The organism is Clostridium sp. NSJ-145, assembly GCF_021044725.1.
Classification (GTDB): domain Bacteria; phylum Bacillota; class Clostridia; order Clostridiales; family Clostridiaceae; genus Clostridium; species Clostridium disporicum_B.
The window spans coordinates 356,545-381,038 of sequence record NZ_JAJNOS010000001.1 but is presented as its reverse complement, the minus strand read 5'-3'; the positions used below and the strand labels follow the sequence as shown (position 1 = coordinate 381,038).

Below are 24,494 nucleotides of genomic sequence, written 5' to 3'. Positions count from 1 at the left end.
TATGCAAATGAATGACATTATTGATGGATTAAATTCTTGTGATTGTCCAACAGGCTTACAAGGTACAAATTTCAATAGCGTATCAGGTTGTGGTTTTGGAAGCTGGATATGGATATTGTTAATTTTATTCTACACTAATCAAGGAGCTAATTATGGTGGCGGAGGATGCTGCTGTAAGCCACGTAAAAATGATTGCTGTTGCTGTGGAAATAGTGGATACAATAACGCTGGATATGGTAGCGGATGTGGAGGATATTTATTCTTATTAGTTATCTTATTCTTATGTGGCGGTTGTGGTAATAACTTTGGAGGATGTAATACTTTTGGAAGTGGATTCGATCAAGGCTTTGATGCTTTGGGCGGATGCTGCTAGGTTATAGGAAGGAGGAGAGTATAAATGTCAAAGAAAAAAAATAGATGTTGTTGTGAAGAAGTATGCTGTTGCCCAAGTAATAATGCTGGTTATGGCGGAAATGGATGCTGTGGAAGTCAATTTGCAGGATTAAACAGCTGTGTTTCTCCAATTATATTCCTATTGATAGCATGTGGATCAGGTCTTTTAAGAAACAATAGATCTTTCTTGATAATACTATTATTCTTACTATGCGGAGGCTGTTTCGGTAATTTATTTGGAACAAATAATGCCGGTGGAAACGGATGTTGCTGCGAAAGCGATTGTTGCTGCTAGTATAGAGGATGGAGGGCCTTATGGGCCCTCCAAAAAAATATCTAAAATTATAACATAAATAATTAAAATACATATAATGAAAGTAAAGAAATCTCTAGGAGGAGGGCTTATGTCTAAAAAAAGACATAGAAAGAGGCAAGAAGTAAGTAGCACAAATAATAGTAATAACAATAATAATAGGCAACAGCAGATGAATTATAATAATCCTTTTGGAATTAATCCAAATCAATTACTAAGTATGTTTGGTAATATAGATATGAATCAAATAAATAGCATGTTACAATCTATGGGAGCAGATGGGTTTGATTTCAATAATTTTAATTTAGGATCTTTACAAAATTTAATGAATGGTATGGGAAGAAGCCCAGCACAACAACAAGGTCAACAAAATAGTAAACAAAGTCAGACAAATGCGCAAAGCAATAATAGAGTTGATAACCAGAATCAAAGCTTTGATGATTTAAAAGATTTAGAGTATGAAGATGATAACATACAATTACTAAATTCCTTTAGAAATATAGTAGGGGAAGAGAAAAAAGAGTTTATAGATAAAATTATAAAACTATATAATGATGGTGCATTTGAAGATTAATTTATTTAAAATGTATAAAAGCAGGGAATAGGGTTAATAATATAATTGTACCGGAGAAGTATTCTCCTATAGCAAATGAAGATTACATCTTCATTAAAGCTAAACCCCCCCATCCCCCTTTTAGGCCGCGTTGAGCGGCCTTTTAATTTTCTTTCTTTATACTAGATATCTTATATTCTCCGTATTGATTAATATCTGTTTTTACATTAAAAATAATTTCTTCTTTAGGTTTCGTAGAATCAGAAGAATTGACTTTTTCGAAAGATAGTCGCCAAATAATAGAGGAAGGGAGAGCGTTTTTATCCCAATTTATATCATAGAAATACCCATTTTGGAATGAATACCTATAATTTTCTTTGCTTAGATTCCAAAGAATTCCTAGTTCATCAGAGTTTATATATTCGGTGAAAATTCCAGGAGCATCTTCAATTTCATAATCTAGTTGAATCAAATCAATGAATTTTTGTATAACTCCTAATCCAGGAATTTGAAGTTTTGAAAATGTTATATCTTTAATTGTTTTACCATTAAAAATAAAAGATTCTGTTGACTCATCTCCTTTTTCTGAAAGTGCATATAAAATTTTAGGTGTTCTAGAATTTTCAGAGTCTACAATTCCAAAAATATTTTTTGAACAAGAGAAAACTTCTTTAAACTCATCATCGCACCATTGATAAATATAAGTTATAGGTTTTTGATTTTTAAAGCCAGTTAAAATTATTTCTGGAATACCATCTCTAGATAGGTCTAAGGATGTAATTTTTATAGATACAGAATCATATAAATCGATTAAAGCATCTCCATATAAGTCATTTTTTAGCACATATTCATTTTTAGAGGTTTTTACTTTTATAATATAATGTGAATTTTTTTTATCAACTACTATACTATCTAAAATTCCATCACCGTTATAGTCCTTATCATTTGAATTATGTATAGTTGATGAGATAAAAGATTCGAGAGAATCATTTTTAAAGAAAATTGAAAAAAATATAATTAAGAAGAGTGCTAAAAGAATAATTATAAAAAGCCATCTAAAGATTTTCTTTTTTTCTAATACAATAAACTTTACCATAATATCACCTCAATAAATTATATGAGAGGATATAAATATAAATTCATAATAAAAAAACAGTAAGTATTAAATAATACTTACTGACAACTTTCACAAACACCGTAAAAGAAAAGTTTATTCCATTTTATTTCGTACTTAGAATTTTCGGCTGCTATCTGATTTAAATTTGGGAATGAATCAATTTCTAAATCATCAACTCTACTACATTTTAAGCATTGAATATGGGCATGATCATTTACTGTAGCATCGTATCTAAAATTACCTTCACCTACATTAATTTCTTGTACTAAACCAACTTCAACTAAAGTTTTAAGTGCCTTATAAACTGTAGCTAAGCTCATTGTAGGATATATAGGTTGAAGAGCTTTGTAAATCGCTTCTGCAGAAGGATGATCCTTAGTTCCCATTAAGTATTGATATACAGCAAGTCTTTGAGGTGTAAGTTTAAGCTTCTTTTCTTTAAATATAGAAGTAATATTATCCATGTATATACTTCCACCTTTCTATTTTATTTAATTATATTATATGTTGGGAAATAGATATTTGTCAATAATTAATATTAATAGAGAGTAGTTTATAGAGTAGAAAATAATTAAATAATATTTTAAAAATTATTAATTATACGAATATGTTTAAGTAAAAATAATATTTATTATTATATAGATATATTTATAGGAGGAAGTATTATGTCAAAGTATAAGGTCGGAGATGAATTAATAATAGTAAATGATCCAAATGAAGAAAGACAAAAACTTAAAAATATGACTAAGCTTGTTGTAGATGGTGAATATGCAGAAATATCTTGGGGATTAAGAATAGTAAGTGTAGATTATGATAAACCGTATGTTACATTAACTTATAGGAATATAGATGGAAAATTAAATAAAGTTTTTGCTGAATGCTTAGATGCAGATAATTTTGATGCTGAAATGGTATTAGAAAAGGCATTATTAAAGGCTTTTCAAAATGAAATTATAAATATATCAGTATCAAAAAATACATTTAGAGTTAATAAGTAATTATTAATAAATTGTAAAATGTTAAAAATTTTATATTTTTGCTAAAAAATGCTTTATTTTTGTTAAAAAATAGATTATAATGGCCTTGTGATTTCGATTACAATTATTGGGGGTGGGGTTTGTGAGTAAATGTCCATTTTGGTCTTCAAAAAAAGAGAAAGTAAACTGTTATAACGAGTGCCCAATGTACCCTGTATCTAAAGATGACGAGGTATGTCCGTTTATAGAGCACTTAAATCACAATAAAGTAAGTATAAATGATTTTGATGATTTTGAGTATTCTCAAAATAATATTTATGATTTGTCTTATATGGGTATTAAAAATTATGATTAATGGATAATTAAGGAGTTGCTGATAATAGCAACTCCTTTTTCTTATTTTGACTGATTTAATAATAGTTTTTGTTTTAAAGACCATAGCTTAGTTGAAAGATCTACATAATATGTATGAGGATTTTCAAATCTTAATATTTCAGGCCATAATTTATTAGTTTCTACTTTCGCAAATTCCTTTATTTCTAGAACAGAAGGAGAAGTATATACTAGTGTACCTTTATCAAAGATTTTAACTAATAAATCTTTAACATAGAAATTAGTAACTTTTTTTCTTTTCCAAGTATGGATAGGATCAAAGATTTCATACTCTTTACTGTCATCTATAACTTCATCACTTAATGCTAATACGTCAGCTATAGCTATATTAGTATCCCTATCAAATAATCTGTAAATCTTTTTAAAACCTGGATTTGTTATTTTTTCATTGTTTTCTGAAATTTTAATTTTAGGAATTATAACATCTTCTTTTTCAACAGCAACTAATTTATAAACACCACCAAAAACAGGCTCAGATTTTGCTGTTATAAGTCTTTCACCAACACCAAAAGAATCTATACAAGCGCCTTGATTTATAACATCTCTGATAATATGTTCATCAAGGGAGTTAGAAATAATTATTTTACAGTCAGAATATCCAGCCTCATCAAGAATTTTTCTACACTTTTTAGTTAAGTAAGTAATATCACCTGAATCTATTCTTATTCCCGTTGGTCTCTTACCAAGTGGTTTTAATACTTCATCAAATACTTTTATTGCATTTGGTAAACCAGATTTTAATACATTATAAGTATCGATAAGAAGAGAGCAATTATCTGGATAAGTTTCAGCCCAAGCTTTAAATGCTTCAAATTCTGTATCAAAAAGTTGTACCCAACTATGTGCCATAGTACCAACTGCAGGAACATTGAAGTATTTATCTGCAATTGTACAAGCAGTTGAATCACATCCACCTATTATTGAAGCTCTAGCACCATAGATAGCACCATCATAACCTTGAGCTCTTCTTGAACCAAACTCCATAACAGTTTTACCTTCAGCTGCTCTACATATTCTATTAGCTTTTGTAGCAATTAAAGTTTGGTGATTTATTGTTAAGAGAATCATTGTTTCCACAAATTGCGCTTGAACCACAGGACCTCTTACTATTACTAGAGGTTCATTTGGGAATACTGGATTACCTTCAGGAATTGCCCATACATCACAGCAGAACTTGAAATCCTCTAAATACTCTAAAAATTCTTCTGAAAAAATATTTTTACTTCTTAAATAATCTATATCAGATGATGTGAATTTTAGATTGCTTAAGTATTGAATTAATTGTTCAACACCAGCCATTATGCAGTATCCACCACCATCAGGAACTCTTCTAAAATACATATCGAAGTAGGCTATTCTGTTTTCAACACCTTTATTAAAGTAGCCATTTGCCATTGTTAGTTCATAGAAGTCAACTAGCATTGTTAGATTTCTTTCGTTCTGAACATCAAATTTAATTAAAGTTTCCATAATTAGTCTCCTTTTTGAATTCTTAAAAATATTGTACATCTATATAGAAATTATTACAATATAGTAGTTAATAGAAAAAAGATTAAAGGTAATACTTTAGATAAATATAATGTTAAGAAGGAGAATATATTTTGAAAATAACCTTAGATAAATATCAGCAAGAAGCTGTTTATACAAAATATAAAAATGCTTTAATAGTTGCGGCTCCAGGATCAGGAAAAACTACTGTAATTATAAATAGGGTAAATCATCTTATAGAAGTTAGAAAAGTTAAGGTTGGAAATATTATAGTTATAACTTTTACCAGAGCTGCAGCTGAAAATATGAAAAATAGATACAAAAATACGTTTAATAAAGATATTGCACCATTCTTTGGAACATTTCATGGATTGTTTTATAAGATACTTTTAAGAGAAGGCTATGAGATAAATATAATTAATGATAATAAATGTAGCAATATAGTTAAAGGTGTATTAGGAAAATATTTTGATGATGTAAATGAAGATAAGGTTAAAGAAGTAGTTAATAATATATCAGGATTTAAAACTTCAGGAAAAAGCATAGAAGAATTTAAGTGTAGTATTTCTAAAGATATATTTATGGAATGCTTTAATGCCTATGAAAATTATAAAAAAAGAGAAAATTTGTGGGATTTTGATGACTTATCTATTAATGCTCTTCAACTTTTAAAAGGTAATAAAGAAATATTGATGAAATATAAAAATATTTTTAAATATGTACTAGTAGACGAGTTCCAAGATTGTGATGAATTACAAATAGAGTTTTTAAGGTTAGTAAACGGGGAAAATGAATTATTTGCTGTTGGTGATGAGGACCAATGTATTTATTCTTTTAGAGGATCTAAGCCACAGTATATGGTTGATTTCTGTAATACTTTTATAGATGGAAAAAAACTTTATTTATCTATAAATTATAGAAGTAGTAAAAATATAGTTAATATTTCTAAAAAAATAATATTAAATAATGAGAATAGAAATATTAAAAAGATTGAAGAATTTCATAACAAAGATGGGATAGTAAGATATTTAACTCCATATAACGAATTTATGCAAGGCGAGGAAATTGCTAATATAATAAGCGGTTTTAAAGAAGGTCAATATATGGATAATGCAGTTTTATATAGAACTAATATGGAAGCTAGAAGCTTAATAGATACTTTTACGCGAAGAAAAATACCTTTTGTGCTCTTAGATAAAGGATATAACTTTTTCAATCATTTCATATCAAAAGATATAATAAATTATCTTAAGCTATCTATAGATATAAAAAATAAAGAGTTGTTTTTAAGTATTATAAATAAACCGTTTAGATATATAAGTAAAGCTAATGTAAGTTATATAAATAATTTTAAAGAACATATGGATCCATTTGAGATACTTATAAACAAAGAGGATACTCCACCTTTTCAGTGTAAAAAGTTAGATGAGTTAAGAAGAGAAATTTTATATTTAAATAAGATATCTTTAGGTAGTGCAATTCAATATGTAATTTCAAGCTTAGGATATATAGATTATTTAAGGGAGTATGCAAATAAATATGGGCAGAATTTTGAAGAACTTGAGGATATGTTAGAAGAGTTTAAAGGAGCAGCTGAAGGGTTTAAAACTATAACAGAGTTTTTAGTTCATGTAAAAAATGTTGAAGAAGAGATAGAAAAATCAAAGGGAGATAAAAATGGGGTAATTCTTAGTACCATTCATGGTGTAAAAGGTATGGAATTTAAAAATGTATTTATTATAAATTGTGATGAAGAAACTATACCACATAAATCATCAATTGATGAAAACCTTGAAGAGGAGCGTAGATTGTTCTACGTGGCGGTTACAAGAGCTATACATAATCTTTATATATTTTCTCCTAAAACTATTAGAGGGAAGTTTTACGAGGCTTCTAGGTTTATTGCAGAAGGAGGATTTACTGAAGAAAGTCTTAAAGTAGAATATGGAGTAAAAAAAGGAGATTCTATATACCATAGAGCTTACGGAGAGGGTATAGTTAAAAGTTTAAAAGATGATAAGATAAGTATAAAGTTTAAAGATGGAGAAGAGAGAGCATTTTCTATTAGAGTATTAATGGAAAATAATTTGATAATAATTATGAAATAGAAGACGTAAAAATTATTTAATCAAAAATATAATTATTTTATCAAAATTTAGACATACTAATAATAGTTACAGTATGTGTGGAGGTATACAATGATAAAAGGTATTATATTTTTAATAATGTTATTAAATTTTTGTAATGTTCCATATACTTCAGAATATGAGGAGAAAGTCGAAAGTAGTTTTAATATGAATGAATATTATTCTCCAAAAGAAGTAATAAAGATTGATGAGATATTAGAAGATAAATCTGGTTCGTTGTCTGAGCAAGAAAAAGAAGCCTTAATAGAGTTAAAGGATAAACTTAATAGTTATCAAGCCTTAAGTCAAGAGGATATAGATTTTATAAGAGATTGTGATTTGAAAATTATAAGAAGTAAGCTAGGGGATGCAAAATTTGAAGAATATTTTAAGCTTATAAGTAAGAGAGCTACAAAAGAAGAATTTAGTCAGGATGAAAGATTAAGACTATTTCAATTAGAAAAAGAAATAAAAGGAATAAATTAATGCTGAATATTATTATAGTATAGTAGGGCTTTTTGACCTGCTATACTATTTTTATTTGGAGGAAGTTATGGATTTTAAAAATGATATAATAGACATTAAAGACGAGATTGTAAGGTTGAGGAGAATGTTTCATATGAAGCCAGAGTTAGGATTTGAAGAATATGAAACATCAAAAGAAATTAAAAAGTATCTCAATCAAGAAGGAATAGCTTATGAGAGTTATGCGAAAACTGGAGTCTGTGGAATTATTAGAGGGAATTTAGAAATTAATAAAGAAAGAGTTATAGGATTAAGAAGTGATATAGACGCATTACCAATAGATGAAAATAATAAATGTAGCTATAAATCTACTGTAAAAGGGAAAATGCATGCATGTGGCCATGATGGACATATGGCAATACTTTTAGGTGTTGCAAAAATTTTAAATAAAAATAGAGATTTATTTGGAGGAACAGTAAAATTAATATTTGAACCAGCAGAAGAAACAAAAGGTGGCTCTAGATTTATGATAAAAGAAGGAGTTTTAAAAAATCCAGATGTAGATATTATGTGTGGCTTACATGTAGATGAAAATATAAATTCTGGCCAAATAGAAATAAAGCATGGAGCTGTAAATGCTGCATCGAATCCGTTTAAAATAGAGGTAATAGGCATAGGAGGGCATGGTGCTTATCCAGCTGCTTCTATAGACCCAATAGTAATTGCAAGTAATATAGTAACTGCGTTACAAAGTATAGTAAGTAGAGAAGTAAATCCGTTAAATCCAGCTGTAATTACAGTAGGTAGTATAAATGGTGGGACAGCTGCTAATATTATTCCAGAGAAGGTTACCTTAACAGGTATAATTAGGACTTTAAATAAGAATGATAGACAATTAGTTACAAGAAGAGTAAAAGAAATAGCAGAAGGTATAGGTTTAACATTAAGAGGAAAGGTAAATATAGAAATAGAAGAATCTTACCCTATGTTAATAAATGATAAAAATGCTGTAAGTAAGTTGAAGAATGCTGCCATAAAGATAATTGGAGAAGAAAATGTTTTAGAACAAGAATATCCTCATATGGGTGTTGAAAGTTTTGCTTACTTTGCAAATGAAGTGCCATCAGTATTTTATTTTTTAGGATGTAGAAATGAAAAAAAAGGAATAATACACCCTGCGCATAGTAGTCTCTTTGATATAGACGAAGATGCCTTAGTGATAGGGGTAGCTATTCAGTGTCAAATAGTATTAGATTATTTGACAAGTTGACGAAATAATATTAATCTAATAAGATGGGGAAATTAAATTAAACACAAAAGAAGGAGTTGTTTTTTTGAAGATAGAAATAGGTGCTAATGAAGCAGGGCAAAGATTAGATAAATTTTTAAGAAAGTATTTAAAAGATGTGCCACTAAGTGCAATATTTAAAGCTATGAGAAAAGGTGATATAAGAGTTAATGGATCAAAGAAAAAAGAAAATTATAAATTAGAGCTTGATGATGTTATCGAAATTAGATATATCCAAAGTAAAAAGGAAAAGAAAGATGATAGCTTCATAAAAGTTAATGCTGGATCATTAATGATTACTTATGAAGATGATAATATAGTTGTTGTTGAGAAGTGGCCAGGAGTATTGGTTCATCCAGATCAAAAGGGTGCAGAACCATCACTTACAGATTATGTACTTTCATACTTAAATGGAAAAGGAGACTATATTCCAGAAAAAGAAATTACATTTACACCAGCACCATGTAATAGATTAGATAGAAATACATCTGGTGTTGTAATATTTGGTAAGAACTTTGAAGCGCTAAGAGGCGTTAATGAGATGATAAGAGAAGGTAAAGTTAAAAAATATTACCAAGCTCTTGTAAAAGGCAGAATAAAAGATGGATTATATAAAGGTTATATTTCTAAGGATGAAAATGAAAATATATCTAAAGTATATGATAAACAAGTGCCTAATACTAAAGAAATATCTATGGAAGTTAAAACACTACAAAGTAATGGTGCATTCTCACTTTTAGAGATAGATTTAATTACTGGTAGAAGTCATCAGATAAGAGCTCATCTTTCACATTTAGGAAATCCTATTATAGGAGATTTTAAATATGGAGATAAGAAGATAAATTCATATTTTGATAATAAGTTCGGGTTAAATTATCAATTTTTATATGCATATAAACTTATATTTAGAGGCGGAGAAGGAAAACTTGAATATTTAAAGAATAAGACTATAGTTGAAGCACTTCCACCAATGTTTAAAAAGGTAAAGAACGAAGTATTTAAATTTACGATATAGTATAAAAGGGGAAAGTTATGGAAGAGAAGTCAGTGGGACGAAGTTTTTTAATCTTATCATTAGCAGGGGTGCTAGTGAAGGTATTATCAGCTGTATATATACCACTTTTAACTTTAATAATAGGTTCTGCAGGATATGGTATATATTCTAGTAGTTATAGTGCTTTTGTTTTCATATTAGCTGTAACTAGTATGGGAGCACAGCCAGCTATAACTAAGGTAGTTGCTGAATTAAAAGCTCTAGGATACCATAAGGATGCCTATAATGCTATGAAAATAGCTAGAAATTATCTAGCTATTTTTGGCTTTGCATTTATGGTTATTTTTATAGCCTTTGGAGATGGTATTGCTAATGGAATGAACTCACCTTCATCTGCACTATCACTAAAGTTTTTAGCACCGACTATATTATTATCTGCAATGCTTGCGGCATATCGTGGATATATGCAAGGTGTAGATTCAATGAAGGAAATAGCAATTTCTCAAGTTGTTGAACAGATTTTTAATGTAGTATTTAGTTTGATTTTTGCATTTTTATTAAAGAATATTAGTCTAGAATGGGGAAGTGCTGGAGGAACTGTTGGTACAACCATAGGGGCACTAATAGCAATAGTTTATATTATTTATATTTTTAATAAAAATAATTATTATGATGACGCGGTTAAAAACAATGAAGAAAATAAGAGAATAAGCAGAAAGAGGATTATTAAAAAGTTAATTCAGTATGGATTACCAATAACTATGGTTGCAGCAGTACAAAACTCTGCAGGATTATTAGATGCAATAATAGTAAAAGGTAGACTTTTAGCAGCTGGATTTGAACAAATGAGAGTAGATGAGTTATTTGGTACTTTAAATTATTTTAATACATTGATTTATGTACCATTAACTATTGTTACTGCATTATGTACAGCTATCTTCCCAAGAATAATTGCATCGTATGTTCAGAAGAATAGAAAAGAACTTAAAAACCAAATAAGTTATTCTTATAGATTAACTTATTTGATTACTATTCCTGCAGCTGTAGGTCTTGCTGTATTAAGTAGAGAAATCTTTCTATTCTTACTAAATGATTCTTATGGATATCAAATGCTTACATACGGATCGATAGTACTTATATTTATGTCAATTACATCAATACAAAATACTATACTACAAGGTGTTAATAAATTATACTTAGTATTAACTACAGCAAGTATAGGTATTTTAATAAAATTTGTAGTTAATTTTATTTTAGTAGGAATAAAAGATATAAATATCTTTGGAGCAGTAATAGGAACAGTATTTGCATTTTTAATACCTGCTATAATAAATCATAAAAGAATTCAAACGTTATTTAAGATAAGAATTCCTATAATTAGACAAGGGATGATTCCACTAATATCATCAATAATTATGGGAGTAGCAGTAGTTTTATGCAAAGGGCCACTTTTAAGATTAGTAAATATATTTGAAGGTGGAAGAATTGCTATAGGTTTAGTAGTTATTGTTTCTGTAGCAATAGGTGGATTAGTATATTTAATATCAATGATTCTTCTTCAAGGATTAAAAAAAGAAGACTTAGATTTAATATCACCAAGATTATATGAACTTATGCCAAGAATTTTACGTAAAAAAATTAAATAATTTTTAAAAAGACAACTAAAACTAAAGAGGATAAGTTGTCTTTTTTTTATTTACTAATTTTAGAGATTGTGAATAGAAAAGATAAAAAATAAACACCCTATTGTTATGGGTAAACGTAAGATGAGGTGAAAAAAATGGGAATCAAATTAGATAAACTTGTAGTGAAATTTGGTGATTTTACTGCTATAAATAATGTTACTTTGGAAATTCCAAAAGGAAAATTGGTTTCGCTATTAGGACCATCAGGATCAGGTAAATCAACAACTTTATTTACTATATCTGGAATTCATAAAGTGCATTCAGGGAAAATATATTTTGGAGATAGAGATGTAACGGGATTAGAACCAGAAAAATTGGGAATAGGACTTGTGTTTCAAAATTATGCATTATATCCACATATGACAGTAAGAGAAAATATAATGTTTCCACTGAAAAATTTAAAATGGGATAAGAAGAAGGCTGAAGATAGAGTAATAGAAGTGGCTAAGATAGTAAAAATAGATGCCCTTTTAGATAGAAAGCCAGCTCAATTATCAGGAGGTCAACAACAAAGAGTAGCTATTGCAAGAGCAATTGCTAAAAAACCAGATATATTGCTTTTAGATGAACCTTTATCTAATTTAGATACAAAGTTAAGAGTTGAAACTAGGCAAGAGATTAGAAGAATACAAAAGGAAACAGGAGTTACTGCAATATTTGTAACTCATGATCAAGAAGAAGCGATGAGTATATCAGATGAAATAGTACTTATGAAAGATGGAGCAATTCAGCAAGTATCTACTCCAAGTGAGATATACTTAAATCCGGTAAATAAATTTGTAGCTTCTTTTATAGGAAGTCCAGAGATGAATTTTATAGATGTTGATGTTATAGATGGAGAAGCATTTTTAGACAATCATAAAATAAGTAATTTGCCAGAAAATAAGAAAAAAGTTACTTTAGGTTTTAGGGCAGAGGATCTTGAATTATGTGATGATGGACTTGAAGTTGAAGTGATTACTGTAGAAATATTAGGAAGAGAAAGATTATTAACTTTAAAACATAGAGAGAATACGTATAAAATGCTGGTTGAAAACACTTGTGATATTGCAGAAGGAGAAAAGATAAGAATACGTCCTAAAGAGGGAAAAGCTTATGTTTTTGATTTAGATAGTGAGGAGTTTTTAAAGAAATGTTAAAGAAAAATTATAAGGGATATTTATATCTATTACCAGCATTAATAATACTAGGAGTTTTTGTGTTTTATCCAATAATAAATACTATAATTTTTAGTTTTGATGAAACTAAGGCAAGCGGTTTTAAGTTTGGATTTGGATCTTATAAATATCTATTTACAGATAAGAGATTTTTAACATCTTTATTTAACACTGTTATTTATGCTGCTATAGTACCAATAATATCTGTAGTTATTTCACTACTATTAGCCAATACACTAGTAAATTTGAAAAGTGAAAAGATAAGAGGAATGTTTCAAAGCATATATTTTTTACCATACGTAACATCTCTAGTTGCAATAGGAATAGTATGGTCATGGTTATTTAATAGTGAATATGGAGTAATAAACTACTTGTTAAGTTTTATAGGTATAAATCCTATAAATTGGTTAGGCAATCCTAAATGGGCTATGACAGCGCTTATAATATTTGCAGTATGGAAGAGCTTAGCTTTTAATACTTTGATACTAACAACAGGAATAGCATCCATAAATCCACAGTATTATCAAGCAGCTAAATTAGATCAGGCATCTAAGGGAACCATATTTAGAGAGATAACAGTTAAACTAGTATCGCCTATAATAGCATACACTTATATGATAAGCTTGATAGCTGGATTTAAAGTTTATACTGAAGTATATGTTTTATTTGGAGGACGAACTTTAGATGGGGCTGTATCTACAGTTGTAAGATATATAATAGATAGATTCTATGGAGATCAAGACTTTCCATTAGCTTTTGCAGCAGCAGTCGTATTATTGATAGTAATATTGACTGTAACAATGGTTCAAAGAGTTGTTTCCAGAAATAAAATTCATTATTAGGAGGTGAAATAATGAATAAGAATAGTTTAGGTTCAGTATTAAAGTATTTAGTGTTAATATTATTTGCTATAGTAACTTTATTTCCTTTTTATTGGATGATAGCATCATCATTAAAATCATCCTTTGAGGTAATTCAAACACCTCCTACATTATTTCCAAGTAAAATAATGTGGCATAATTATAGTGTTGCTTTAAAAATGGCACCTTTTGCAAGATATTTCTTTAATACAATTATAGTTACTATTTTAAGTATTATTAGCACAGTAATAATAGCTATTTTAACTGCATTTGCATTCTCGCACTTAGAGTTTCCTGGAAGAGATATGATTTTTTCAATCTTTTTAGCATCTATGATGATTCCAGGAGAAGTTTTAATAGTTACAAACTTTAAAACTATTTCTGCTCTAGGATGGATTGATACGTACCAAGCACTCTTTGTGCCATATATGGCAAATGTACTGTATATTTACATGCTTAGAGAGTTTTTCTTTAAAATACCAAAGCAATTATATTATGCAGCCAAAGTTGATGGAGCAAGTGATTGGAAGTTTCTATGGAAAATTGTAGTTCCTATGGCAAAACCATCAATTATAACTATTTGTATTTTAGTAGGTATTAATTCTTGGAATGCTTTTTTATGGCCACTACTTGTAACAAATAGTGAAAAAATGAGATTACTAGCAAATGGACTAACTGCCTTCCAGTCTGATGCAGGAAATCAATATGAGTTATTAATGGCTGCATCAACAATAATTACTATGCCAATAGTTATAGTATATATTTTCCTACATAAAAAAATTATGAGTGGAGTTTCTATTGGAGGTATTAAAGGATAAACTTTAATAAAAACTAAAGATAAATAAATTTTAAGAGGTGAAAATATGAACAAAAGAATTTTAGCTACAATTTTAACAGCTACTTTAGGAGTAGGTATGTTTGTTGGATGTGGTAAAAAAAATAATGCTACAGCTGAAATAGTAAAAGAATTAAATAATCCTGTTTCTATAGAAATGTGGCACTATTTAAATGGAAAACAAGCAGAGGTACTAGACTCAATAATACAAGATTTTAATAGCAACAATAATATGGGAATTACTGTTACTGCAGTAAATCAAGGTAATATTGGAGATTTGAATAAAAAGGTAATTACAGCATCACAATCAAATTCTTTACCTGCAATAATAAATGTATATCCAGATATAGCGACCGGCTTAATAAATCAAAATAAAATAATAGATTTATCACCATATGTTAACGATTCAACTGTAGGAATGAAAAGTGATATAGAAAATGATTTCTATAAAACTTTTATAGACGAAGTATCTCAATGGGGTAAAGATGCTGTTTATGGTATTCCTATGACTAAGTCTACTGAAGTTTTATATGTTAATAAAACTATGCTAGAAAAGTTAGGATATACTATGGATGATTTGAAAGATTTAACAGTAGAAAAGTTAGCTGAGATATCTAAAAAGTGTAAGGATGAATTAGGGGTTGTTGGATTTGGATTTGACTCAAGTTCCAATGCATTTATTTCTTCTTTAAAGATGGATGGTAAGGATTTCGTAACTATTGATGGAAAAATAAATGTTGATAATGATTGGGTAAAAACATTTATGAACTATTATAAAGACGAAGTAGGTTCAGGTTATTTCCGTATTCCTGGTGAAGATACATATCTTTCAGGACCATTTTCAAATCAAAAGTTATTAATGTACCAAGGTTCATCAGCAGGTGCAGCACATATTAAAACAGATGGAGCATTTGAAGTTGGTGTAGTAGAAGTTCCTGTATTCCAAGGAAAAGATAAAGCTGTAATTCAACAAGGGGCATCATTATTTGTAACAAGTGATGTTTCTCCAGAGGCACAATTTGCAGCTTATGAATTTATAAAATATGCAACAAATACAGAAAATACAGCTAAGTTTGCAGTAGCAACAGGATATTTACCAGTACGTAAATCAGCAGCAGATACTCAAATAATGAAGGATGCATTGAATGATCCAGAAGCATTATTTACAAAGATTTATCCAGTAGCTCAAAATAGTTTAGAATATGCATACTATACTCCAGCAGTTAATAATGCACAATCAGCTAGAACAATAATACAAGAAAAGTATGATGCATATGTAAGTGGAAGTATAAAAGATATAGATACATTCATTAAAGATACAACTTCTCAAGTTGAAACTTCAATACAACGTCAATAAAATAATGTAAATATAATTTAATATAAAAAATCAGAATAAACATAATGGTTTATTCTGATTTTTTATTTATCCAAATTAAATTAAATCAATTTTTTTAAGGAAATTTCCTATTATCTCATCGTATTTATCTGGATTTGATGTTAAAGCTTCTGCATGTTTAGCATTTTTAGCAATATATAGCTCCTTAAATCCAGTAGTTTTTGAATTGAATAAATCATATACCATATATGTAGGTACATAATCATCCATATCACCATGGATAAAGAGTATTGGAATATCAATATTTTTTATATATGTTAATGGAGAAGCGGATTTAAAACTCCATTTATACCTAACTTTCATAATTATATCAGCTATAAACAATAGAGGTAAAAAGTTTATTTTATAATCTTCTTTAAGTCGATGTTTAAATAATTCAAAAACATCAGAGTATCCGCAATCTTCAATACAAAAAGAAACTCTATTATCTATAGCACAATATTGAAGTACAGTAGCAGCTCCCATTGACTCGCCTAATACTCCTAAATTAATATCAGGTCCTAATTTATTGAAAAGAAAATTAGCACAAGTTTTAAGGTCATACTTTTCAAAATATCCCATGGAAGTATAGGTTCCACCACTTAATCCATGATTTCTATGGTCATACATAAAAACTGAGAATCCACGATTATAAAAAAGTTTTATATATTTAACAGAATAGTTTGTATTTACTGTAATCCCATGGCAAAGTATAATACATTTCTTTGAATTAGAGTTTGGAATAAATATTCCTTTAATATCATAACCATAATCTGATTTTAGTGTTATGTGTTCCTTTTCTAAGTTATTATAAAAGTCTTCAAGGTTTAATTTTTTTATTTGATTTTCATATCCATCTTCATAACTTTTTTTCTTAGGATAAATTACTATTTTACATAATTTGTTTGCATAAATAATTAAAATAAATAATGCAATAATAATTAAAACTATAAATATATAACCAAGCATAAAATCTCCTTTAAAATATTATTAATTATATTGTATCATATGAAATTTATATACGCTAAAGCTAATTAAAATGTTGTTTGATTATTATTTAAAATAGAAAATCCAGCTAGTGCTGGATTTGTTCTTAAGCTATTAACTTTTAATTAATTTACTCTTCCTCTATTCCAAAGCCACTAAAGTATGCAAATAATCCGAATGTTAGTATAATAATTATAATATTTTTAACTATAAATAAATCACTTAATATTGTGTTAGTTAATAATCTTAAAAGAAGGTAAGTTAGTAGACCAATAAGTGAAAAAATTATAATATTTATAGATGATAATGATATATCTATATGTTTTTTTATTTCATGTAGATTTATTATTAAACTTATAATAGATGTAATAAATAGAGTTATAGCAGTTGAAAATACATTTATACTTTTTATCCCTGTAAGTATATATAAAGAAATAAGTTCTATTGAAGAAGTTATAAGAGAGTTTCTTAATATTATGCTTTGTCTATTTAATCCATTTAGAATTCCAAACATAGTACTTGAAGTAAAAAATAATGGAGCAGATAAAGCACAAACTTTAATATACAAACCTAGGTCATCTCTACCGTAAAACATTTTCCCTAAAGAGTCAGGAATAAGTAGACAAATTATACAAGTAGCAATACCAAGTAAAAAAGCAATTTTCAAAACTTTACGTATTCTAACTGATGCACTATAATATTCACCTTTGCTTAAAGTTTCAGAAAGATCAGGCATTAAAAGCGTACTAATAGAATTAACAACTATAAGTGGAAAAGTAACTATTGTTAACGCCATACCATTAAACTTACCTATCATAGCAATTGCAGTTGAATATTCAAGTCCAATTGATACAAGCCTTCGTGGAACTACTAAAGTAGACATAGCTGAAAATATATTTCCCATAAATCCATTTAAACATAATGGGAATGATACTGCTAAAACATTAAAAAGTAATTGAGCTTTGCGCTCAGGCTTTTCATAAGAAGGAGGAATCTTTTTTACTATGTGCTTATAATAAGCGTAAAGTAATAAAAGGCTTTGAAGTTCTCCAATAGCTAATGAAACATAAGCAAGGGTAACTAAAGATGATAGTGTATTAGCTTTAAATATAAATATAAGTAAGGCAATTGTTATTATTCTCATAGCTTTTTCTAATATATCTATAAATGCAGGAACTGTGATTTTTGATGTACCATAAAAAAAGCCTTTTAGTATATTAGATAAGGCTATAAATACCATTGCAGGACAAGTTACTCTTATAGCATTTAATGTTCTCATATCTTTAACACCGTATTCACTTATGTATGGAGCTAATATAAAAACTAAAACACCTATTGCTACCGACCAGATAATATTAAAAAAAGCTACAGTATTTATAGTTTTAAAAAGGTTATTATATTCTCTTTTAGAAGTATATATGGCAGCTCTTTGAGAAATAGCAGCTATAATTCCAGCTGTCATAAGGCTTATAAATAAATTGTATATAGGCATTACTAGCCCATATAGTCCTATACCTTCTGGACCTATCAACTTGGATAAATATATGGAGAATATAAATCCTAAGATACCAGTTGTGATATTTGCTGCTGTTAAGAAAAACGAATTTTTAAAGAAATTATCTTTTTCCAATTAATTCACCTCTTCGATTTACATTAAACGAAACTCAAAATCTAAGATTTGTTTAAAGTGAAATTATGTCTATAAACAAATATGGTAGTGAGTTTCCTTAATACATATTCTGGAAAAATAATAATTATGTTATATATAGAGTTTCTTTAATAGAAAAAATAATAATATTATTCAAAATATTAAGAAAATTGTTACAATAACTGGAAAATATATACTGTATTGTGATAAAATTAACGTATATTAAATTTATAATAATGAAGGGAGGCAAAAAGTATGTGTATTTCTAATGTTAACAAAGAAAAATTTAATGAGTTAGGCGATTATATTGAAAAAAATGATTTAAAGGAGAATGACTTAATAGCAGTACTTCACAAAGCACAAGAATTGTTTGGATACTTAGGAGAAGAGGTACAGTTATTTGTATCAGAAAAGTTAGGGGTACCAGTATCAAAAGTTTATGGAGTAATTACGTTTTATTCATTTTTTACTACTGAACCAAAAGGTAAATATGTAATAAATGTATGTGCTGGAACAGCTTGCTTTGTTAGAGGCGCTGGAGAGATAATAGAGGAGTTTAAAAAGAACCTCAATATCGAAGTAGGTGAAACTACTGAAGATGGATTATTTACTCTAGATACATTAAGATGTGTAGGGGCTTGTGGACTTGCACCAGTAGTTATGGTAAATAATAGGGTTTATGGACATTTTACTAAGAAAAATGTTGAAGAAGTTATAAACGAACATAAACGTTTGGAGGTTTAATATGAGAAAAATTTCATCTTATGAGGAGTTATTAGATAAAGCTGAAAAATATAAAAAGTATATAAATTTAAGAGTAGATAAAAGTTGCGTAAATGATAACGGAGAAAAACATATACTTATTTGTGGAGGGACTGGATGTAAATCAGCTAATGCAGATAAAATTTTGAGTGAATTAAATAAGTTTATTGACAAATATAGTTTAAAAGATAAGGTAAAAGTTATTATGGCAGGATGCTTTGGATTTTGCGCTAAAGGCCCTATAGTCAAAATAGAACCAGATGATACTTTCTATGTTCAAGTAACTCCAGAAGATGCTGAAGATATAATTAAAAATCATATTATTGATGGAAATGTTGTAGAAAGATTATTATTTACTGATCCAAGTGAAAATATAAAAATAAAATCACAGCATAATATACCTTTTTATAAAAAGCAGATGAGAATAGCTTTAAGAAATTGTGGAGTTATAGATCCAGAAAATATAAAAGAGTATATTGCAGTAGAGGGATATAAGGCCTTAGGAAATGTCCTTAAGAATTATGAACCTATTGAAGTTATTAATGAAATAACTAAATCAGGATTAAGAGGAAGAGGGGGCGGAGGATTCCCAACAGGAGTTAAGTGGAAGTTTGCACGTGAAAGTAAGAGCGATGTTAAGTATATAATTTGTAATGCAGATGAGGGAGATCCAGGTGCATTTATGGATAGATCTATATTAGAAGGAGATCCTCACTCAGTTTTAGAAGCTATGGCAATAGCAGGATATTCTATAGGAGCTTCTAATGGATATATTTATATTAGAGCAGAATATCCTTTGGCAGTAAGTAGATTATTAATTGCTATAAAGCAAGCAAAAGAAGTTGGTCTTTTAGGTGAAAATATTTTAAATTCAGGGTTTAATTTTGATATAGAAATAAAATATGGGGCAGGAGCATTTGTATGTGGAGAAGAAACAGCTCTTATAAAATCAATAGAAGGGTCAAGAGGAGAGCCAACTAATAAACCACCATTCCCAGCAGTATCTGGACTATGGAGTAAGCCAACATCAGTTAATAACGTAGAGACATTTGCAAATATTCCAGCAATAATTAATAGAGGGGCTGATTGGTATAGTTCTATAGGAACAGAAAAATCAAAAGGGACTAAGGTTTTTGCTTTAGCAGGAAAGATTAATAATGTTGGGCTTGTAGAAGTTCCTATGGGAATTACATTAAGAGAAATCATTTATGAAATAGGTGAAGGTGTAAAAGATGGTAAAAAGCTAAAAGCAGTTCAAACAGGTGGACCATCTGGAGGATGTATTCCAGCTGAATTATTAGATGTTCCAATAGATTACGATTCATTGCTAAATATCGGATCTATGATGGGATCAGGTGGAATGATAGTAATGGATGAAGATAACTGTATGGTAGATATAGCTAAGTTCTATATGGAGTTTATAGTAGATGAGAGCTGTGGAAAATGTACACCTTGTAGAGTAGGATGTAAGAGATTACTTGAAATGTTGCAAAAGATAACTGAAGGAAAAGCTACACTAGTAGATTTGAAAAAACTTCAAGTTTTATCTGAATCAATAAAAGATACTGCACTTTGTGGCCTTGGTCAAACTGCAGCAAATCCAATAATATCGACTATGAAATATTTTATGGATGAATATGAAGCACACGTTAAAGAGCATAAATGCTATTCAGGAATTTGTAAGAAATTATTAAAATATAGAATTACTGATAAGTGCTTTGGCTGTACTAAATGTGCAAAAGGATGTCCAGCTGGCTGTATAAAAGGAAAACCAAGAGAAAAGCATGTTATAGATCAAAATAAATGTATTAAATGTGGTGCTTGTGAGGCTATATGTCCATTTAAAGCAATAGTTAGAGAATAGGAGGTGTTAGTATGAATATGGTATCAGTAAATATAAATGGTAAGAATATTTTAGTTGAAGATGGTTCTATGATATTAAAAGTTGCGGAGCAGATGAATATAGAAATACCAACACTTTGTCATATGTATATGCAAGATGGTAAAAGTGAGAATTGTAAAGGTACTTGTAGGGTTTGCGTTGTAGAGGTTGAAGGAAGAAAAAATTTAGCACCAGCATGTTCGACTCCTGTATTTGATGGGATGGTAATAAAGACAAATACACCAAGAGCGATTCAAGCAAGAAGAAATATTGTAGGATTATTACTTTCAAATCATCCTATGGATTGTTTAAAATGTGAAAAAAATTTAAAATGTGAGCTTCAAAAGATGGCTGCAGATTTAGGTGTATATGAAATAAAATATGAAGGTGAAAGAAATACCTATGGTAGAGATTATTCTTCACCAGCGATAGTAAAAGATATGGAGAAGTGCATATTATGTAGAAGGTGTGTAACTGTATGTAACGATATCCAAAAAGTTCATGCTTTAACTCCTATAGATAGAGGATTTGATACTACTATATCTACATTTTTCTCAAAACCATTAAGTGAAACTGAATGTACTTATTGTGGGCAATGTGTTTCAGTATGTCCAACAGGAGCTTTAAGGGAAGTTTATGACTATGATAGAGTATGGGATGCATTAAGTGATGCTGATAAATATGTTATAGTAAGTACAGCACCGGCAGTAAGAGCTGCATTAGGTGAAGAATTTGGAATGAAACAAGGAACATCTGTAACAAAACTTATGGTAGGAGCTTTAAAAGCTTTAGGATTTAAAAAGGTTTTTGATACAGATTTTGCAGCAGACTTAACTATAATGGAAGAGGCTAAAGAGTTTATTGATAGAGTGACTAAAGGTGAAAACTTACCTATGATTACTAGTTGTTGTCCAGGATGGATAAATTTTATAGAAAAGAATTACCCTGATCATCTAAGTTTACCATCAACGTGTAAATCACCACAACAAATGTTTGGTGCTATAGCTAAGACATATTTAGCAGAAAAATTAGGGATTCCAGTAGAAAAGATAGTAGTAGTATCAGTAATGCCGTGTACTGCTAAAAAATATGAAGCATCAAGAGAAGAGATGGGAAGAGATGGTATACAAGATATTGATATAGTTATCACTACTAGAGAATTAGCAAAGATGATAAAAGAAGCTGGAATGGATCTTAGAAATATGAAGGAAGAGGAATTTGATAATCCTTTAGGAGAATCTACAGGTGCAGGAGTTATTTTCGGAACATCAGGAGGAGTAATGGAGGCAGCATTAAGAACTGCTTATGAATGGATAACTGGTGAAGAGTTATATAGAATAGATTTTGATAATATTAGAGGGTTAGATGGTATTAAAGAAGCTAAAATAAAAATTGGAGATAAAAATGTTAGTATAGCTGTAGTTAATTCATTAGGTAATGCTAAAAAGATAATGGATGATATTGAAGAAGGTAAGAACAAGTATGATTTTATAGAAATAATGGCATGTCCTGGTGGTTGTATAGATGGTGGTGGGCAACCATTTATTAGAGCAAACAGAGATATATTGAAGAAGAGAATGGAAGCTTTATATAAAGAAGATAAAGATAAGAAGCTTAGAAAATCTCATAAAAACCACGAAATATTAAGACTTTATGATGAGTATTTAGGTGAACCAAATAGTGAAAAAGCTCATAAACTTTTGCATACTCATTATAAAGATAAAAGTAAATAAAAAATGAAGAAAAAAGAAACTGTTTTTTAGTAGGCAGTTTCTTTTATTATTTTAGAAATTTAGGTGATGCTTAAGAATTTTTTATTAAGTAAAATTAATTTAAAGTGAAATTTAAGTAATAATTTATATAGGTAACTAAATATAAATTAATTAGAGAGGGAGTGAGATATTATGAAAAGATTTTTGAAGTTTTTAGTATTTTCAACACTTGTTGTATCCATATCTTTTGGAATTTACGAAATAAATAATAAATATACTATAGACATAATAAATAAAAATATTGGATGGAGTATAAATAATAAAGGAATAAAAGATGCAAAAAGTTTTGACTTTGATGAAAATGGCAATTTATACATAGCATTTAGTGATTCTTTGAAAATTATAAAAGAAGATAATAAAGAAGAAACTTTAATAAAGAAAAAAGATTTTAATATTTACGATATGGTTATTTACAAAAATGAAATAATACTTGCTACAGGAAGAGATATAGTTAAGTACAATTATGAAAATGATAAAATAATCGAGCTAATAAAAGATCTGCCTAATTTAGGTGAAAATAAGTATACAAAATTATTAATAGAAGATGATATTCTTTATATAACTATAGGATCAAATACAAATTCAGGAATATTGGACAAAGATAGTACAGATTGTGATGTGCCATCTTTTGAATGGGTTTTATCAGGTGAAAATTATGGAGATAACAATACTGGAGCTTTTGTAGAATATGGAATACAAAATAAGAGTGGAGAAAAGGTAAAGGAAGGAACAATAAGTAATGGAACTATTTTATCGTATGATTTTACATCAGGAAAGATAAGTACCTTCGCTACCGGAATTAGAAACATTGAAGGATTAGATTTTAATAATGAGGGGAAGATAATAGCTATAGTAGGTGGAATGGAAGATGAAGGAAGTAGGGCTGTTAAAGATGATAAAGATTATATTTATGAAATAAAAGAAAATGCATGGTACGGATGGCCAGATTATAGTGGAGGAGATTCAATTACATCACCGAAATTTTCAGATGGTACAAATAAATTAGAACCAGTTATTAGCAATCCGCCAACAAAAACTCCTTATGGGCCAATATATCAGCATTATAATTTATCTTCTTTAAAAGGACTAGCAGTAGATAGGGAGGGTAATATATTAGGTCAAGATGTAATTGTTTTTGCTGATAATAAGGAAAATTATTTATACTCTTTAGGGAAAAATAATGTAGCAAATAAAATTGTTGATTTAGGCGATAATAGTAAGGTTGAAGTGATAAGGTGTTATAAAGATGGTATATATGTTTTAGATAGTAAAGTAGGTGTTTTATATAAGTTAGAAAGTACAGGTAATAAAACTATATTTAAATTACCAATAATAATATGGGGATTTATTATTGTTTTCATTGTAGCTTTAATAATAGCAGAAGTATTGAAATATAATAAGAAGTATAAAAAGAACTAGTAAAT

Annotated in this window: 23 protein-coding genes; 18 read left to right on the top strand and 5 right to left on the bottom strand. The window is 28.7% G+C overall.

Annotated features, from left to right (window positions below; genetic code table 11):
• The first annotated feature begins 1 nt into the window (after nt 1).
• The 3 genes from LQE93_RS01945 (at nt 2) to LQE93_RS01935 (ending at nt 1,280) form a co-directional block, all read left to right on the top strand.
• Entirely contained in the window at nt 2–373 is a 372-nt protein-coding gene (locus tag LQE93_RS01945; RefSeq protein WP_055267282.1) for a hypothetical protein, read from the top strand.
• Nucleotides 374–397: 24 nt separating this feature from the next.
• A complete protein-coding gene (locus LQE93_RS01940) occupies nt 398–688 on the top strand; it encodes a hypothetical protein (RefSeq protein WP_055267283.1) in 291 nt (96 codons plus the stop codon).
• A gap of 109 nt (nt 689–797) precedes the next feature.
• Nucleotides 798–1,280: a hypothetical protein gene (locus LQE93_RS01935; RefSeq protein ID WP_055267285.1), complete on the top strand. Its 483-nt coding sequence runs from the start codon at nt 798–800 to the stop codon at nt 1,278–1,280.
• 142 nt (nt 1,281–1,422) lie between these two features.
• Here LQE93_RS01935 and LQE93_RS01930 read toward each other — a convergent pair whose 3' ends face one another.
• Entirely contained in the window at nt 1,423–2,355 is a 933-nt protein-coding gene (locus LQE93_RS01930) for a hypothetical protein (protein WP_055267287.1), read from the bottom strand.
• Nucleotides 2,356–2,432: 77 nt separating this feature from the next.
• The gene (locus LQE93_RS01925; protein ID WP_055267289.1) at nt 2,433–2,840 is read right to left on the bottom strand and encodes a Fur family transcriptional regulator; all 408 of its coding nucleotides are present in this window, start codon (nt 2,838–2,840) and stop codon (nt 2,433–2,435) included.
• Nucleotides 2,841–3,041: 201 nt separating this feature from the next.
• Between LQE93_RS01925 and LQE93_RS01920 the strand changes: the two genes are divergently transcribed.
• Both LQE93_RS01920 and LQE93_RS01915 read left to right on the top strand, forming a co-directional pair.
• Nucleotides 3,042–3,374 carry a hypothetical protein gene (locus tag LQE93_RS01920; protein WP_055267291.1) on the top strand — a complete coding sequence of 111 codons (333 nt, stop codon included), beginning with the start codon at nt 3,042–3,044 and terminating at the stop codon, nt 3,372–3,374.
• Nucleotides 3,375–3,495: 121 nt separating this feature from the next.
• Nucleotides 3,496–3,708: a hypothetical protein gene (locus tag LQE93_RS01915; RefSeq protein WP_055267293.1), complete on the top strand. Its 213-nt coding sequence runs from the start codon at nt 3,496–3,498 to the stop codon at nt 3,706–3,708.
• A gap of 41 nt (nt 3,709–3,749) precedes the next feature.
• Here LQE93_RS01915 and LQE93_RS01910 read toward each other — a convergent pair whose 3' ends face one another.
• Nucleotides 3,750–5,216, bottom strand: a complete 1,467-nt coding sequence (locus tag LQE93_RS01910; protein WP_055267295.1) for a nicotinate phosphoribosyltransferase — start codon at nt 5,214–5,216, stop codon at nt 3,750–3,752.
• Nucleotides 5,217–5,347: 131 nt separating this feature from the next.
• Here LQE93_RS01910 and LQE93_RS01905 point away from each other — a divergent pair, with 131 nt between their 5' ends.
• The 9 genes from LQE93_RS01905 to LQE93_RS01865 all read left to right on the top strand — a co-directional run bounded on the left by LQE93_RS01905 (nt 5,348) and on the right by LQE93_RS01865 (nt 16,001).
• On the top strand, nt 5,348–7,342 hold the full coding sequence (locus tag LQE93_RS01905; protein ID WP_055267297.1) for an ATP-dependent helicase: 1,995 nt from the start codon (nt 5,348–5,350) through the stop codon (nt 7,340–7,342).
• A gap of 90 nt (nt 7,343–7,432) precedes the next feature.
• The gene (locus LQE93_RS01900) at nt 7,433–7,846 is read left to right on the top strand and encodes a hypothetical protein (RefSeq protein WP_055267299.1); all 414 of its coding nucleotides are present in this window, start codon (nt 7,433–7,435) and stop codon (nt 7,844–7,846) included.
• A 67-nt stretch (nt 7,847–7,913) separates the two neighbouring features.
• Complete coding sequence (locus LQE93_RS01895) at nt 7,914–9,095, top strand: M20 metallopeptidase family protein (RefSeq protein WP_231071772.1); 1,182 nt, start codon at nt 7,914–7,916, stop codon at nt 9,093–9,095.
• A gap of 64 nt (nt 9,096–9,159) precedes the next feature.
• A complete protein-coding gene (locus LQE93_RS01890) occupies nt 9,160–10,128 on the top strand; it encodes an RluA family pseudouridine synthase (RefSeq protein ID WP_055267303.1) in 969 nt (322 codons plus the stop codon).
• A gap of 17 nt (nt 10,129–10,145) precedes the next feature.
• Nucleotides 10,146–11,753, top strand: coding sequence for a putative polysaccharide biosynthesis protein (locus tag LQE93_RS01885; RefSeq protein ID WP_055267305.1), 1,608 nt, complete (start codon nt 10,146–10,148; stop codon nt 11,751–11,753).
• 134 nt (nt 11,754–11,887) lie between these two features.
• A complete protein-coding gene (locus tag LQE93_RS01880) occupies nt 11,888–12,931 on the top strand; it encodes an ABC transporter ATP-binding protein (protein WP_055267307.1) in 1,044 nt (347 codons plus the stop codon).
• Nucleotides 12,925–13,791, top strand: a complete 867-nt coding sequence (locus LQE93_RS01875; protein WP_055267309.1) for a carbohydrate ABC transporter permease — start codon at nt 12,925–12,927, stop codon at nt 13,789–13,791. The genes LQE93_RS01880 and LQE93_RS01875 overlap by 7 nt, the downstream gene beginning before the upstream one ends.
• A gap of 11 nt (nt 13,792–13,802) precedes the next feature.
• Nucleotides 13,803–14,627, top strand: coding sequence for a carbohydrate ABC transporter permease (locus LQE93_RS01870; RefSeq protein ID WP_055267311.1), 825 nt, complete (start codon nt 13,803–13,805; stop codon nt 14,625–14,627).
• Between the two features lie 45 nt (nt 14,628–14,672).
• Entirely contained in the window at nt 14,673–16,001 is a 1,329-nt protein-coding gene (locus tag LQE93_RS01865; protein WP_055267313.1) for an extracellular solute-binding protein, read from the top strand.
• Between the two features lie 75 nt (nt 16,002–16,076).
• Here LQE93_RS01865 and LQE93_RS01860 read toward each other — a convergent pair whose 3' ends face one another.
• Nucleotides 16,077–16,988: an alpha/beta hydrolase gene (locus LQE93_RS01860; protein ID WP_231071771.1), complete on the bottom strand. Its 912-nt coding sequence runs from the start codon at nt 16,986–16,988 to the stop codon at nt 16,077–16,079.
• Nucleotides 16,989–17,136: 148 nt separating this feature from the next.
• Nucleotides 17,137–18,636, bottom strand: a complete 1,500-nt coding sequence (spoVB, locus tag LQE93_RS01855) for a stage V sporulation protein B (RefSeq protein WP_055267317.1) — start codon at nt 18,634–18,636, stop codon at nt 17,137–17,139.
• A 273-nt stretch (nt 18,637–18,909) separates the two neighbouring features.
• Between spoVB and LQE93_RS01850 the strand changes: the two genes are divergently transcribed.
• The 4 genes from LQE93_RS01850 to LQE93_RS01835 all read left to right on the top strand — a co-directional run bounded on the left by LQE93_RS01850 (nt 18,910) and on the right by LQE93_RS01835 (nt 24,489).
• On the top strand, nt 18,910–19,398 hold the full coding sequence (locus LQE93_RS01850; RefSeq protein ID WP_055267319.1) for an NADH-quinone oxidoreductase subunit NuoE family protein: 489 nt from the start codon (nt 18,910–18,912) through the stop codon (nt 19,396–19,398).
• A gap of 1 nt (nt 19,399) precedes the next feature.
• Nucleotides 19,400–21,280, top strand: a complete 1,881-nt coding sequence (nuoF, locus tag LQE93_RS01845; protein ID WP_055267321.1) for an NADH-quinone oxidoreductase subunit NuoF — start codon at nt 19,400–19,402, stop codon at nt 21,278–21,280.
• An 11-nt stretch (nt 21,281–21,291) separates the two neighbouring features.
• On the top strand, nt 21,292–23,031 hold the full coding sequence (locus tag LQE93_RS01840) for an NADH-dependent [FeFe] hydrogenase, group A6 (protein ID WP_231071769.1): 1,740 nt from the start codon (nt 21,292–21,294) through the stop codon (nt 23,029–23,031).
• Between the two features lie 171 nt (nt 23,032–23,202).
• Nucleotides 23,203–24,489 carry a hypothetical protein gene (locus LQE93_RS01835; RefSeq protein ID WP_231071767.1) on the top strand — a complete coding sequence of 429 codons (1,287 nt, stop codon included), beginning with the start codon at nt 23,203–23,205 and terminating at the stop codon, nt 24,487–24,489.
• Nucleotides 24,490–24,494 lie beyond the last annotated feature (5 nt).

Bases quoted from the DNA above. Each gene is read 5' to 3' on its own strand.
- LQE93_RS01945 (WP_055267282.1), top strand. From the start codon at position 2: ATGCAAATGAATGACATTATTGATGGATTAAATTCTTGTGATTGTCCA.
- LQE93_RS01940 (WP_055267283.1), top strand. From the start codon at position 398: ATGTCAAAGAAAAAAAATAGATGTTGTTGTGAAGAAGTATGCTGTTGC.
- LQE93_RS01935 (WP_055267285.1), top strand. From the start codon at position 798: ATGTCTAAAAAAAGACATAGAAAGAGGCAAGAAGTAAGTAGCACAAAT.
- LQE93_RS01930 (WP_055267287.1), bottom strand. From the start codon at position 2,355: ATGGTAAAGTTTATTGTATTAGAAAAAAAGAAAATCTTTAGATGGCTT.
- LQE93_RS01925 (WP_055267289.1), bottom strand. From the start codon at position 2,840: ATGGATAATATTACTTCTATATTTAAAGAAAAGAAGCTTAAACTTACA.
- LQE93_RS01920 (WP_055267291.1), top strand. From the start codon at position 3,042: ATGTCAAAGTATAAGGTCGGAGATGAATTAATAATAGTAAATGATCCA.
- LQE93_RS01910 (WP_055267295.1), bottom strand. From the start codon at position 5,216: ATGGAAACTTTAATTAAATTTGATGTTCAGAACGAAAGAAATCTAACA.
- LQE93_RS01900 (WP_055267299.1), top strand. From the start codon at position 7,433: ATGATAAAAGGTATTATATTTTTAATAATGTTATTAAATTTTTGTAAT.
- LQE93_RS01895 (WP_231071772.1), top strand. From the start codon at position 7,914: ATGGATTTTAAAAATGATATAATAGACATTAAAGACGAGATTGTAAGG.
- LQE93_RS01885 (WP_055267305.1), top strand. From the start codon at position 10,146: ATGGAAGAGAAGTCAGTGGGACGAAGTTTTTTAATCTTATCATTAGCA.
- LQE93_RS01880 (WP_055267307.1), top strand. From the start codon at position 11,888: ATGGGAATCAAATTAGATAAACTTGTAGTGAAATTTGGTGATTTTACT.
- LQE93_RS01875 (WP_055267309.1), top strand. From the start codon at position 12,925: ATGTTAAAGAAAAATTATAAGGGATATTTATATCTATTACCAGCATTA.
- LQE93_RS01870 (WP_055267311.1), top strand. From the start codon at position 13,803: ATGAATAAGAATAGTTTAGGTTCAGTATTAAAGTATTTAGTGTTAATA.
- LQE93_RS01865 (WP_055267313.1), top strand. From the start codon at position 14,673: ATGAACAAAAGAATTTTAGCTACAATTTTAACAGCTACTTTAGGAGTA.
- LQE93_RS01860 (WP_231071771.1), bottom strand. From the start codon at position 16,988: ATGCTTGGTTATATATTTATAGTTTTAATTATTATTGCATTATTTATT.
- LQE93_RS01850 (WP_055267319.1), top strand. From the start codon at position 18,910: ATGTGTATTTCTAATGTTAACAAAGAAAAATTTAATGAGTTAGGCGAT.
- nuoF (WP_055267321.1), top strand. From the start codon at position 19,400: ATGAGAAAAATTTCATCTTATGAGGAGTTATTAGATAAAGCTGAAAAA.
- LQE93_RS01840 (WP_231071769.1), top strand. From the start codon at position 21,292: ATGAATATGGTATCAGTAAATATAAATGGTAAGAATATTTTAGTTGAA.
- LQE93_RS01835 (WP_231071767.1), top strand. From the start codon at position 23,203: ATGAAAAGATTTTTGAAGTTTTTAGTATTTTCAACACTTGTTGTATCC.